Origin of the sequence: Corynebacterium durum (assembly GCF_030408675.1) — a bacterium.
Taxonomy (GTDB): domain Bacteria; phylum Actinomycetota; class Actinomycetes; order Mycobacteriales; family Mycobacteriaceae; genus Corynebacterium; species Corynebacterium durum.
Genome location: NZ_CP047200.1, coordinates 1,232,472 through 1,245,796, shown reverse-complemented (window position 1 = coordinate 1,245,796; position 13,325 = coordinate 1,232,472). Strand labels below are relative to the sequence as shown.

Below are 13,325 nucleotides of genomic sequence, written 5' to 3'. Positions count from 1 at the left end.
ATACCATGACTGCCCCGATCACGTTACATTCACTGTCCGTATCCACGATGGATAACAACTGCTACCTGCTGGTTTCCGGAAACAAGGGCTTGCTTATCGACGCCGCAGACGATGCCCCCGCACTGCTAGCACTCGCCGACGGGCTTGGGGTCTCCATTGAGACTGTGGTGACCACCCACCAGCACGCCGACCATGTTCGCGCACTCCGTGACGTCTTAGCCGCGACTGGCGCGACGCACCTTGCACCAGCACCCGACGCCGAAGCCCTTCCCGCTCCCGTAGACCGCGCCCTTGAACACGGCGACATTATTGACTTTGATGGACACCAATTGGGGGTTGCCATTTTGCGGGGGCACACACCTGGAGGACTCGCGATCTCTGCAGATATTGACGGCCAACAGCACCTCTTTGTTGGCGATAGCCTCTTCCCCGGTGGCGTGGGCAAAACCACCAACCCAGAGGACTTTGAACAGCTGATCACCGACGTAACTGAACGCCTTTTTGAGGTCTTCCCTGACGACGCCATCGTGCATCCCGGCCACGGCAACGACACCACCCTCGGTGCCGAACGCCCCCACCTAGACGAGTGGCGTGCCCGCGGTTGGTGAGTGGTGGAATCAACGGAACACACAGATCACGCTGGCCACTCCGCACATGCTGCGGACATTGCCGTTGAGCAGGCATATGTTGATGAGCTATTTGCCCGTATTGACGCGGATGTCATCGCAGCCAACGCACGCCTGCGTGATGTGATGCTTCGGGTCGACCGCGCCACCCCCGACCCCGAGGCGTTAGTCGAACGCGAGGTTGAATACCACGCACTCAACGACAAACTCGACACGCTCACTGTGGCACAACTGGGGCTGGTGTTCGGGCGGATCACCCTTGATGGTGAACAGGGTGATGACGATGTGCGTTACATCGGCCGCATCGGTATTGACGCACCCGAAGACCACTACCGCACCCTCCTCTTAGACTGGCGTGCGCCCATGGCCCGGCCGTTCTACATTGCCACCACTGCCAACCCCGAGGGCGTGACCACGAGAAGGCATATTCGCACCACAGGCCGAACCGTGGTGGATATTCACGACGAACAACTTGTCGGTGAGGCGTCGGACGAAAGTGCTTCCGATGTTGTTTCCGAATCCGCCCTGCTTCGTGCGCTGAATGCAGCACGAACAGCGCACATGGGCAACATTGTTGAAACCATCCAGCGCGAACAAGACGACATTATTCGCGACCCCGAGCGCGGCGTGATGGTGGTGGAAGGCGGACCGGGGACCGGCAAAACCGCCGTGGCACTGCACCGCGTTGCTTACCTGTTGTACACATGGCGGGACGTTCTCGCGCGAAGCGGCGTGCTGATCGTTGGCCCCAATCGCGCGTTCCTCGACTATATTTCCCGCGTGCTACCCGAACTCGGCGAAACCGGCGTGGTGCTCACCACTGTGGGCGAGATGTACCCCGGGGTCACGCCAGTAGGAACCGACTCTCTGCTCGCCCGGGAAGTCAAAGGCAGCGCGGAAATGGTGCACATCCTGCGTGCCGCAGTTCAGGCATACCAGACCGTGCCAGCGGAACCTATTCCATTGTTTGTTGATGGTCTTACCCTGCACCTCACCCCGGCCATGGTCACGACGGCGCGAGGACGTGCCCGGCGCAGCGGGCTCCCCCACAACCAGGCCCGCGCGATTTTCTGGGACCAGGCGTTGGACCTATTGGCGCACGCCATGGCGGACATGATCGGTGCCGACCCCCTTGGCGGCACGAACCTGCTGTCTTCCGGCGACATCGCCCAACTGCACGAAGACCTCGCTGACGAATTTGTTGTGGATAGCGCGCTGGATGAGCTGTGGCCCGAGTTGACGCCGCAAAACGTGCTGGAAGAACTGCTGGAATCCCCTGAACGCATCTCCATCGCCGCTGCTGACTACGACGAAGAAACCCAGTCCGCGCTCTATCGGGAGGACGGTGCCGCATGGTCTGCTGCCGATGCCGCTCTGCTTGACGAACTCGCGCAACTGCTGGGCACCGACGATCCCGAACAGGAACGCAAAGCCGCCGAACAACGCTGGCAAGAACAAATTGAAGAAGCCCAGGACGCTCTGGACATTCTTACTGGATCTGCTTCTCAAGACCTCGACGATGGGTTCGATGCTGAGATCCTGATGGCACACGACGTGATTGATGCCGAAACCCTCGCCCAGCGCCAGGAAATCCGCGACAATCGCTCCACCGCCGAACGCGCCAAGGCCGACCGGCTCTGGGCCTACGGCCACGTTGTTGTTGACGAAGCCCAGGAACTCTCCCCCATGGAATGGCGCATGATTATGCGCCGCTGCCCTTCCCGCTGGATGACGCTCGTCGGTGACACGGCGCAGACGGGTTCCCCGGCGGGCGTCGATAGCTGGACCGATACCCTCGAACCGTACGTGAAGAACCGCTTCCGCAGGCACCAACTGACCGTCAACTACCGCACGCCCGCCGACATCATGGACGTCGCCAACACACTGCTGCCTATGATCGCACCGACGCAAACCCCCAGCCAGGCGGTCCGATCTACCGGCATTCCCGTGCGTTTCCTGCCGTCTGGCACCGAGGTTTCATCGCTTATCGACGCCCTACGCACCGAGCACCCCGAGCGACTCACCGCCCACATTGACGCCGACAACGTGGCAGAAATCAAAGGATTGGAATATGACCACGTAGTGCTTGTAGAACCCCAGGAAATTGTGAACAATTCTCCCCAGGGCTGGCAGGACCTATATGTGGCACTTACGCGGGCTACGCAAAGCCTCACTATTGTTGGGGAGATGCCAACTACTGAGCTTTAACTTACTCACGTATTTCACGCTGACACCACACCACAAGCAGGACTGCACCTTTCAACTAGCTCTGGCCATAGTTCAATCAGATCCGCGTGCATGTTGTACGATGCCGAACATTCATCAACATAGCGCGACGCATTACGGAGAAGAACACCACCGATATCAGCAAAATCGCCACCACGAGGAACTAACACATCATTCGCCAAAGATTCTACGCGATTAATGCGCTCGGGAACTGAGCCGGCGGCAGCCTCCCTCACCAGAGAAGTAAGTTTTTCGCGGGAGCTTAAATCGACGGGAAGTGTGCCAGGTTCAATTCCCAAAAGGGACGATAGGTTTCCGGAATAAATCTTGGCATATGCGTTAAAATAATCTACAAAACGGGCAATTCCTTCCCAGTACGATAATTGTGAAGATGAACTCTTCCTGGTTGAGTCATATTCATGAAATACCGCATCCGAATGATGGATTGACGGAATGCCCAACGAAGTTGCAGCATCAAACGCAAAATAGTCCGACGCGAGAATATTTGGGCCCGGCACCACCGGAAGATATTTATGTATCTCCATGAAGGCAACATTTCCACAGTCTGGGTTTAAGCCATCATTAACGGAACGTACAAGAGTGATCACATCACGGTCAGGGACAACAGTCTCCTGTGGAAATGCTTCTTCAATCACGTCTGGAATACTTGCAGGATCGAAGCCAAGAACTTCATAGAGCCTATGCAGTATCGTTCGGTCCCCTGCGGCAACAACGAGATCCTTAACGTCAAGGTTCCATTCGCCGACATAATTGCCACCAACAACCGTAATGTACGTATCTGCCGAGTGTGCAGAACTGGAATGTTCGGAATGCCCTGATCCCAACAGTGACAGTTCCTTTACGATAGGCAACCTACCTTGTTGGTTACGAAACTTATGGTCAAGAGTCACCGTATCGGAATCACGACGATGCACGACGTCAGCACCTAGCGCAATAGAATATAAAAAACACTTGTTCATGGCAGTGCCGTAGTCTTTAGAGCCTTGAAGGAAGAGCGACCGCCAACGATGATCAGATTCACTGGTAAAAATACGATGAATTATTTTACTCTGTCGTTCGATAGTAAGGTGAATAGTATCTAATTTTCCATCCCGATTACGGCATTCCCTTAGGGCAGCGGCATTATTTTCTACATGGTCACCGTTATCGGTTTCAATAACCACAAGTGGAATGTCGTATCCAAGCGACCGCGCTTCCTGAACCTCCAAACTTGCGCTAGATATAGCTGCCGTTGCATCACGATTCGTTGGGATGACGAGGATATGTTTTATTTCAGTCATCATTTCCTCCATAATATTTGGGCGGCTGTAACGCTGTCACGCGAGCCGTGTAACTATTCTCGCCGCAGATTTTCCACTTGTAGTATCTCCCGAAAGCGGCTCGGCATCAGACAGTGCTTGGCTTGGTATCAAGGTGCCCAACAAACGAGGCCCAGCTCCCGATGTTTTATGCATGCTATAAAAGGCACTATTTCCGCGATCAGGATTCAGCTCTTGCCTTACGCTACGTCAAAGACATAGCCTGTGCACTATGTGGTCATTAAGAAGAATGCTACCCCGCATCGCGGGTACCGTAGCTACGGCATGCCTCACTGTAGTGGGCATCGCTGCTTACAATCGACATCATTATCGACCCCACGGTGATAATCCCCGCGATCCCGATGCAGTCGCACGCAAAGGTGACGTAGAACCGTTGGCTGGCGACTATATGCGCGGCTTCTACTACCCCGCTCATGGTGTCGCGCGTCCTGGGACAGTCGTTGTGTTCAAAGGCTCCGAGGGCGGCAATAACGACGACATGGCTCGACAGATCCGGGATCGCGGCTACAACGTTGTGGGCCTTTACTTCTTCGGTCAAACAGGTCAGCAGGGGTTTTTGTCCAACGTACCCCTAGAGTTTTTTGATGAGGTACTCGCCTGGATTAAAGAACACGGCAACATTGAAGAACCAATCACGGTATTGGGGGTGTCCAAGGGAGCCGAGTTGGCGGCGAACTTGGCTATTCATTACCCCGAAATCAACAACATCGTCTTGTACACACCGACTGCCTACAACTACCAAGGACTTGACTTTCGGCGGCAAAGCGCCTCGCCACCAAGCTTTACGTGGCGCGGAGAACCTGTGGAATATGCAAGGCTGCGGTCCTTTCCCTCGACGATGGTAAGGCTTTTGATGTTCCTGCCTGTGTCGTACCGCAAAACCTACGAGGCAACACTCGCCGAGGCTAGCAACCGAGATGCTGCCCGCATTCCCATCGAGAAATTTTCCGGCCACGGATTACTATTTGCTGGCGATCAAGACGCTATGTGGCAAAGTGACTCCGCGGTACAGGAGCTGAGTGAGCGGAATAAAAATCTGGAAGGCGTAATATACCCGGGCGCCGGACACCTTTTCTCCACGGATATTGATCAGGAATATGGACGGATATGGCCAACAATGCTTGGCGGGACTGTAGATGGTAACCGGGCAGCCAAAATCCAGTCAGATAAACTATTGTTTGAGCGTTTAGATGCCTGGCATATGGACACGTAAAACCCATAAATCATCAATCCCCCGGCCAGACATCACAATGCATGGCCAGGGGATGAAAAATAAAATTAAGGTACTAATTCACAGTGTGAACAATCATGACGTCGCACTGAGATTGGCGTGCCACATCGGCGGGAACAGAACCCAAGAGGCGACCAGTCAGGGTGTTGATGCCACGGTTGCCCACGACTAAAAGGTCAGCTTGTGCTTCGTTCACAATCGACATCAGGGCTTCGACGGGAGTGCCGGGTTTCACCACGGTTTCAATATTGGTGGCACCTTTTTCCCGTGCTGCGGCTGAGGCTGATTCGAGGTTCTTGTACGCGGGGTCGTCGCCAAGTACGGTGACGGAATCCTGGCGGAGGGTTTTTGATGCATCTTCAGAGGTCTCGTAGTAGGCGCATCCGATGATCAGGGTTGCGTTGAATGCGGCGGCGATTCCGGCTGCGCGTTCAACGGCGAGCATCGAGGACTTGGAGCCGTCTGTGCCTACAACAATCTTCTTGTAATCGCTCATCGGGGACCTTTCACGTTTTGTATGGTTCTAAACCTATCAAACAGAGTAGCACCGGCATCTACCTTACAGGCCGGCTTCTTTCATTCCGCGAAGTTCTTTCCTCAAATCAGCAATCTCATCACGCAAACGCCCTGCTAGTTCAAATTTCAGCTCGCGGGCGGCTGCCCCCATTTGAGCGGTAAGGTCGTCGATGAGTTTTTGAACTTGCTCACGTGGCATGCCGGAAACGTCCGCAGTGTCACGGGCAACGGCGGCATCGGCGCTGGCGTCTTCGGTGGCCGGAAGCTCGCCACCGTCTTCGTACACTTCGTCCAGAATATCGGCGATTTTTTTGCGCAGCGGCTGGGGGTCAATGCCGTGTTCGGTGTTGTAGGCGATTTGTTTTTCGCGGCGTCGTTCCGTCTCCTCAATGGCGTTCTGCATGGAGTCGGTAATGCGGTCGGCGTACATGTGCACTTCGCCGGAAACATTGCGGGCCGCGCGACCAATGGTCTGGATAAGGGACGTTGTGGAGCGGAGAAAACCTTCTTTATCGGCATCCAAAATGGCAACCAGGGAGACTTCGGGCAGGTCAAGACCCTCGCGGAGGAGGTTGATGCCCACGAGGACGTCGTATTCACCGAGCCGGAGCTGGCGGAGCAGTTCCACGCGCTGCAGGGTGTCTATGTCAGAGTGGAGGTAACGCACGCGCACGCCGTTTTCCAGCAAGTAGTCGGTGAGATCTTCTGCCATCTTCTTGGTCAGCGTGGTCACCAGCACACGTTCCTTTTTCTCCACGCGCAGCCGAATTTCGTGGATGAGGTCATCGATTTGACCATCAGTAGGTTTGACCACCACTTTCGGATCAACAAGCCCGGTGGGCCTAATAACCTGTTCAACGAACTCTCCCCCGCTGGCGGCCATTTCAAAGGTACCGGGAGTGGCGGACATAAAAACGGCCTGGCCCCGGCGGTCGTCGAATTCTTGCCAGGTCAACGGGCGGTTATCCAGCGCAGAAGGCAGGCGGAAACCGAAGTCCACGAGGTTGCGTTTGCGAGAGGCATCGCCTTCGTACATGCCACCGATTTGGGGCACGGTGACGTGAGATTCGTCGATGATCAACAGGAAGTCTTCGGGGAAGTAGTCAATGAGCGTCGCGGGTGCAGACCCTGCATCGCGGCCGTCGATGTGGCGGGAGTAATTCTCAATCCCAGAGCAGAAACCTACTTGTTCGATCATTTCCAGATCGTATTCGGTGCGCATGCGCAGACGCTGCGCTTCCAGAAGTTTGCCGCGATTTTCCAAATCCTCCAACCGCGCGGCCAGTTCCGCTTTGATGGCCTCCACTGCTTTTTCCATCCGTTCCGGCCCGGCCACATAGTGTGTGGCGGGGAAAATACGCAGTTCATCGGCTTGGCTGATCACATCACCGGTGAGTGGGTGAATGTAATACAGGGCGTCAATTTCGTCGCCGAAGAATTCCACACGCACGGCAAGCTCTTCGTAGGCGGGAATAATGTCCACCGTGTCGCCTTTAACACGGAAGGTACCTCGACTAAACGCGACGTCGTTACGCGCGTACTGAATGTCCACCAGTAGTCGGAGGAAGCGGTCACGCTCTACCTCATCCCCCACCTTCAGGAGCACGGACCGGTCCAGGTAGGACTGCGGGGTACCCAGGCCGTAAATGCAGGACACGGAGCTTACTACCACGACATCGCGACGCGAAAGCAAGCTGGACGTGGCGGAGTGGCGCAGGCGTTCGACGTCTTCATTGATGGAGGAGTCTTTTTCAATGTAGGTATCGGTTTGCGCAATGTAGGCTTCCGGCTGGTAGTAGTCGTAATAGCTGACAAAATATTCAACGGCATTATTGGGCAATAGCTGCCGGAGTTCGTTGGCCAGCTGCGCGGCGAGGGTTTTATTCGGGGCCATGACGAGGGTCGGCCGTTGCACCTTTTCAATAAGCCAGGCTGCGGTTGCAGATTTACCGGTACCCGTCGCACCCATCAACACAATGTCCCGCTCACCACGGTTAATGCGGTCAGCTAATTCGGCGATGGCTGATGGCTGGTCACCCGCAGGCTGATACTCACTCACCACCTCGAATTCTTTGGCGACACGTTCAATGTCGCCAACAGGTCGGTGTTCAGAATGGGACAGCACGGGGTGTTCAGCAGCGAAAGCCATGATCCCCAGCATAATGATCAGCGATTTAGTACTCTAACCCTCGTGCATATTTCTTTAAACGCGCAGCGTAAGCGCCACAGTACTTTTGCTATCACAACAATAGCGTGCCTTGTGTCCATGATGCTTATCGACGCCCCGACTGCCACCGCCGAGCCCTGCTCCCGTCGTGCGGCTCCCGCAGGACCTTCCCTGTCAAGCCAGCTATCCTCTGGATCGAATGGCCTATCGAGCGGCGCTGGCAGCTCCAATCCGCCATGGTTGAACGGCTCCCCCGGCGAACTTCCTGTGCTGAAAGGCCACACCCAGGCGATCCAGTCACTGACCGGCCCAGGCTCAAACCCCCGTACCGACCGCCTTTTCGACATCGCGGGCACCGACCTCGGCATCGCGTACAAAGATGCTGCCGGGCACACCATGCTGGTATTCGGCGACACCATGGCCTGCGACGGCTCCGCTGGAGAATGGCGCAGCAATACCATCATGCGCACCAGCGACAATAACTACACCGACGGCGTAACTGTTGAGGAAGCACTGACAGAACACGGATATGCACGACAAGGACGCGCCCGGGAGTTTATCCCTTCCTTGAAAGAACCAGGTGTTGAACACACCGTGATTCCCACCGCAGGTATCACAGTAAACGGAGTCCAGTACATTGACTTCATGTCTGTACGTAGCTGGGGACGCCCCGGCGAATGGTTCACCAACTACGCAGCAACCGTCTCCTCCACTGACGGTGAAAACTGGACAGTGGTGCCGGGATCCCAGCGTGCCAACAAAGGCCCATCGATGCCCGGCGGCGGACAGTACCGCGCCGGGAACGAGCGCATTCAAATGTCAGCGTTTGTAGAACACGGTGGATACATCTACCGTTTCAGCACCCCATCGGGGCGTGATGGCAGCGCAATTGTGGCCCGCGCCCCTAAAGCACAATTCCCCAAGGAAGACGCTTTCGAGTTTTTCGACGGTGCAGGCTGGTCGGCCACGCCAACACGAGCCGCAGCCGTGATTGACGGCAGTGTTTCCGAACTCTCGGTTGCGTGGAACCCCTACCTCGGAAAATTCATTGCCCTCTACATCGACGGCAATGGCATGGTGCTGCGGACCGCCGATTCTCCCACCGGACCATGGAGCAGCAAACGCATGCTGGTGGATACCGCCACTATTGGCGACCTCTACGGTGGTTTCATCCTCCCCTCGAATAATGACCACAACCTGTATTTCGTGGCCACCACCTGGTCAAACTACAACGTGATGGTAATGCGCACCAACCTTAGTGAACTCTTCGGCGTTCCGCTCTTGGCCTCTGGCGATGTCAACCCGGATCCGGTTGCCGACGACGGCCTAGAGGTTGTTGAGGTTCTCAAGCCCGAGCAGGTCGCGGCCGCCACCGCCGATGACGGTGTGGTCACAGAGGACGACGTGGTGACACGTTAATTGTCACCACGCGACAACTGAGGAAGGTCTGGACCTGCGGGCATACCCATGGCGAGACGGGCATCACGCATAAAATGAAGCCCCTCAATCGCAATTTCGCCTGCAAGTTCCGCCTGCCGCGGAGTCTGAGCGGAGCCAAGACTTGCTTGCGCAGAGTTGTAACGCTCAGATGCTGTCCCAATGAGGCTTGTCGACGCCTCGTCTGTACCGGATGTCGTGAGCACTTCCGACCCCAACCGCTCAATCCAGCGACGTGCTTCGGCCTGTGCGTCCATCATCCGTATTTCTTCTTGCTGCTCGCCTTTGTTGCGGTCTTTAATCTGCTGAACAAATTGAAAAATGAAGGTGGACACTACCAATACCAGCACGATAAACATGAACACTGGTACGAACGTAAATGGTGAGAAAAATCCTGTTGGCACGCGACACTAAACCTATCTACTGAAACGAACACGTCACAAAGTGGCGAGGAAGTCATCAACCTGCTTGCGGAGATGATCGACGCTTCCATTATTGTCGATCAAAACATCCGCAGATGCGAGTCGAGTCACATCATCAACCTGGTGCGACATACGACGACGAACATCATCTTCATCTAATCCACGATGCTCAACCAACCGCCGCACGCGCTCCTCAATGTCAGTGTGCACAACAATGACCATATCCATCTCCTCGTGCAGACCCCGCTCCACCAGCAATGGCATGTCATAGACTAGGAAGTTCTCTTTCTCGGCGGCCGCAAGGTCAAACTGCCGCTGGGTTTCCTGCTCGATTCGTGGATGGGTGATGGCATTCAGCGCATTGGTGGCTTCCTCAGTGGCGAACGCACGATTGGCCAGCTCTTGACGGTTGAGACTGCCATCGTCGTTGAGAATATCCTGCCCAAACACCTCTACAAGCTCAGCCAAGGCAGGTTGTCCAGGTTCCACCACTTCACGAGCAATCTGGTCCGCATCGACGACGCGAATGCCTTGGTCCCGGAGCATCGCCGCCACGGTTGATTTACCGCTGCCGATCCCGCCTGTCAGGCCAATGAGTAACATGTACTTCAGCCTAACAATGTGACAAGCCCCCGTCGTGGTGACGGGGGCTTGTGTTGAGTGATGTGACTAGTCTGACTTCTCAGATTTCGCCGTGGTGGTGATGATCACCGAGTCGGCAGTCACCTGGTCGGCTGGATGGCCCTCCACCTTCTCAAACTTCTTGGTGTTGGACACCACAACCGGGGTGATCAGCGGATAGCCAGCCGCCTTGACCACCTGCGGGTCAAAGGTGATCAACGGCTCACCCGCGGTCACCTTCTGGTTACGGGTGACATGAACATCAAAGCCCTCACCACCGAGCTGCACTGTATCAAGACCCACGTGAATGAGAACTTCCACGCCACTATCCAGGCGCAGCGCCACGGCATGACCGCTCTTCTGCACCATGAGTACCTTGGCATCTGCAGGAGCAACCACCGTGTTGTTGCTGGGTTCGATGGCAACGCCATCGCCGAGACGACCACCAGCGAAAATCGGGTCAGGAACCTCCGACAATGGGAGAGCCTTGCCTTCAAGGGGTGCCGTCAGTTCGGTTACCGCGCCGGGTTCGAGGGCCGTCTTCGCAGGTGCTTCCGCCACTGCAGTGGCTGTGGCACTCGCGGTTGCCGTTGCGGTCGCTGCGGCAGCAACAGGAGCAGCAGCCTCGGCAGAAGCTGCGGCAGCTGGGGCGTCGTCACCCGCAGCATCGTCCGAATCTTCCTTGCCTTCCTCAGCGGCGATCTGGGCCAGAACCTCAGCCTTCTCATCGGCGGAGCGGTAGTCGAAGAACACCACCAGCAGGAAGGACGTCACAAAGGCGACAGTAATACCAATGATGTAGCCGAAGGTTGGTTTCATGGCGACGGTGGTCAGTGCGGAGGTAAACACAAACGCATATGCCTTCACCGAGAACAGACCCATAACAACACCGCCAGCGAAACAGCCGGGAAGCAGACGCATGTAGGTCTTACGGAAACGCAGCAGCACACCATACAGGGACGGTTCAGAAATACCGCCCAGCAAACCGGCCATCAAGCTACCAAAGGAAACCTGGCGCATCTGACGGTTCTTCTCACGCCACGAAACGACAAGCACGCCGGCGACAACACCGAAGCAAGCAAAGTTCCAGGCACCCATGGGGCCCTGGATGAAGTCGTAACCCAGGGTGTTGATGTTCTGAATCATGATGGCGTTCAGTGGCCAGTGCAGACCCAAGGGCACCAAGAACGGGTACAGCAGCGGAATCACAATAGCCAGAATGAACGGGGAGAAATTATTGATAGCTTCCAGCGCGCTGGAAATGCCATTACCTACACCGATACCGAAGGGACCGAGCAGGAACGCTGTTGCCGGAATAAGAACCAGCAAACAAATAAACGGCACAAACACCATCTGCACTGCGGCCGGGATGATCCTCTTCAGGCCCTTTTCCAACCAGTACAGCGCGATAGCAGCAAGCATCGGCGGGAACACCTGCCCACCGTAATCATTCAGCACCATCGGAATGCCCCAGACGTCAACAGTGTAAATGTCGACGCCCACCGAGTTTTGTGTCACCACAGTGTCTGGCAGCTCTTTCATGGCCAAAAATTCCGGTGTGAGCAGGGCTGCCGGAATAGCGGCACCCACCCACTCGTTAGCGCCCAACTTCCTGGCAGCAGTAGCACCCACCATAATCGGCAGGAAATAGAAAACGCTGCGCCACATGGCGTGCATGAACTGGAACGTTGGAGGCTGGACCTCGGCACGGAAATCCTGAATACCGGCAGTATCACACAGCACCAGAATCGTAATAATCAGTGAGGCCCCCAGTAGAGCCCACAGAATCGGACGGAACGTGTCAGAGAGGAATTCAAAGCAGTAATCAACCCACCCGAATCGTCCTCGGACACCGCCGTATTCTTTCTTGCCGGAGCTTGCTGCTTTCTTTTCCTCGCCGCTCTTATCCACACCCGGCAATTTGACGAGTTCCTGGTAATAATTGGCAACGTCGCCGCCCATCACCACTTGAAGGCCGGTTGAACCCTGAGGAACAACGCCCAAGACTTCAGGAATATCATCCAATGCGGTCTGATCAGCCTTGGACTGATCGACAAGCTGAAAGCGCAAACGCGTCGCACAGTGAGTCAGGCTGGCAATGTTGTCCGCCCCGCCCACATTGTCAAGAATCGACTGCGATGCCGTCGCAACTTTTGACGCCATGTTCGAACCTTTCGTATATATTACAGACCCAGGGGTTCCTGGACTGCAAGCACCAAGAGAGATACAGCGCGCAAAAGCCCGCTTCTACCACAAACCAAGCTGCAAATCCCTGTGAGTTCACCCACTTATGCCCGGTTCTCCGGTGATTCCCCACAATCTTATGCGTTTGAAGCAAAACATTCCAACATGTCCAGATAATGTCATATCCAGCAGGAGGCGCACCGGAAGCAAGCCTCAGCAGCGCTTTTGCTAAAATCTGTGCTTTTTATACATTATCGTGCAAGAAGAATCACACCATACCGTTTGTGTTGGTTATTGCTGCGACTTCTGCTAAAATGCCGCCCGATGATTTGCGATAGGTTGCTGTGAGCCACAATGGCACCCGATGATCCCTGCTGTGATGCCGACAATGCAAAAACCTAAACAGTATTTATGCCGAGTAGGTCCATTGCTAGGATCGGAATGGGGTGTTTTCGTGCTTGAGGGTGGACTTAGTTATCAGGGGAATGTTGGAGTCTATCAAACTCACACCCCGGACAGGCTGAGCGCACATTTCGTAGACCACAACAACCAGAC

10 protein-coding genes are annotated in these 13,325 nt (G+C 55.5%); 4 read left to right on the top strand and 6 right to left on the bottom strand.

From position 1 onward, the window contains the following. The first annotated feature begins 5 nt into the window (after nucleotides 1-5). Both CDUR_RS05885 and CDUR_RS05880 read left to right on the top strand, forming a co-directional pair. On the top strand, nucleotides 6-608 hold the full coding sequence (locus tag CDUR_RS05885; protein WP_179417499.1) for an MBL fold metallo-hydrolase: 603 nt from the start codon (nucleotides 6-8) through the stop codon (nucleotides 606-608). Further along, nucleotides 609-2,834, top strand: a complete 2,226-nt coding sequence (locus CDUR_RS05880; RefSeq protein WP_179417498.1) for a HelD family protein — start codon at nucleotides 609-611, stop codon at nucleotides 2,832-2,834. A 14-nt stretch (nucleotides 2,835-2,848) separates the two neighbouring features. On the opposite strand, the gene CDUR_RS05875 is transcribed toward CDUR_RS05880, so the two are convergent. Beyond that, on the bottom strand, nucleotides 2,849-4,156 hold the full coding sequence (locus CDUR_RS05875; protein WP_179417497.1) for a DUF6271 family protein: 1,308 nt from the start codon (nucleotides 4,154-4,156) through the stop codon (nucleotides 2,849-2,851). A 247-nt stretch (nucleotides 4,157-4,403) separates the two neighbouring features. Between CDUR_RS05875 and CDUR_RS05870 the strand changes: the two genes are divergently transcribed. Further along, on the top strand, nucleotides 4,404-5,405 hold the full coding sequence (locus CDUR_RS05870; RefSeq protein ID WP_218865407.1) for an alpha/beta fold hydrolase: 1,002 nt from the start codon (nucleotides 4,404-4,406) through the stop codon (nucleotides 5,403-5,405). Between the two features lie 73 nt (nucleotides 5,406-5,478). On the opposite strand, the gene CDUR_RS05865 is transcribed toward CDUR_RS05870, so the two are convergent. Further along, a complete protein-coding gene (locus tag CDUR_RS05865) occupies nucleotides 5,479-5,919 on the bottom strand; it encodes a universal stress protein (protein WP_060996111.1) in 441 nt (146 codons plus the stop codon). 63 nt (nucleotides 5,920-5,982) lie between these two features. Then, a complete protein-coding gene (gene uvrB / locus CDUR_RS05860) occupies nucleotides 5,983-8,088 on the bottom strand; it encodes an excinuclease ABC subunit UvrB (protein WP_179417496.1) in 2,106 nt (701 codons plus the stop codon). A 42-nt stretch (nucleotides 8,089-8,130) separates the two neighbouring features. Here uvrB and CDUR_RS05855 point away from each other — a divergent pair, with 42 nt between their 5' ends. Beyond that, nucleotides 8,131-9,525, top strand: coding sequence for a glycoside hydrolase family 183 protein (locus CDUR_RS05855; protein WP_290208088.1), 1,395 nt, complete (start codon nucleotides 8,131-8,133; stop codon nucleotides 9,523-9,525). Here CDUR_RS05855 and CDUR_RS05850 read toward each other — a convergent pair. The 3 genes from CDUR_RS05850 to CDUR_RS05840 all read right to left on the bottom strand — a co-directional run bounded on the left by CDUR_RS05850 (nucleotide 9,522) and on the right by CDUR_RS05840 (nucleotide 12,749). Next, nucleotides 9,522-9,878 (bottom strand): hypothetical protein, encoded by a 357-nt coding sequence (locus CDUR_RS05850; protein WP_290208087.1) that lies wholly within the window; start codon nucleotides 9,876-9,878, stop codon nucleotides 9,522-9,524. The two genes, CDUR_RS05855 and CDUR_RS05850, sit on opposite strands and share 4 nt — an antisense overlap. A gap of 102 nt (nucleotides 9,879-9,980) precedes the next feature. After that, entirely contained in the window at nucleotides 9,981-10,568 is a 588-nt protein-coding gene (gene coaE, locus CDUR_RS05845; RefSeq protein ID WP_006062005.1) for a dephospho-CoA kinase, read from the bottom strand. A gap of 66 nt (nucleotides 10,569-10,634) precedes the next feature. Continuing rightward, a complete protein-coding gene (locus tag CDUR_RS05840; protein ID WP_179417495.1) occupies nucleotides 10,635-12,749 on the bottom strand; it encodes a glucose PTS transporter subunit IIA in 2,115 nt (704 codons plus the stop codon). Nucleotides 12,750-13,325: the final 576 nt, after the last annotated feature.

Bases quoted from the DNA above. Each gene is read 5' to 3' on its own strand.
- CDUR_RS05885 (WP_179417499.1), top strand. From the start codon at position 6: ATGACTGCCCCGATCACGTTACATTCACTGTCCGTATCCACGATGGAT.
- CDUR_RS05875 (WP_179417497.1), bottom strand. From the start codon at position 4,156: ATGATGACTGAAATAAAACATATCCTCGTCATCCCAACGAATCGTGAT.
- CDUR_RS05870 (WP_218865407.1), top strand. From the start codon at position 4,404: ATGTGGTCATTAAGAAGAATGCTACCCCGCATCGCGGGTACCGTAGCT.
- CDUR_RS05865 (WP_060996111.1), bottom strand. From the start codon at position 5,919: ATGAGCGATTACAAGAAGATTGTTGTAGGCACAGACGGCTCCAAGTCC.
- uvrB (WP_179417496.1), bottom strand. From the start codon at position 8,088: ATGGCTTTCGCTGCTGAACACCCCGTGCTGTCCCATTCTGAACACCGA.
- coaE (WP_006062005.1), bottom strand. From the start codon at position 10,568: ATGTTACTCATTGGCCTGACAGGCGGGATCGGCAGCGGTAAATCAACC.
- CDUR_RS05840 (WP_179417495.1), bottom strand. From the start codon at position 12,749: ATGGCGTCAAAAGTTGCGACGGCATCGCAGTCGATTCTTGACAATGTG.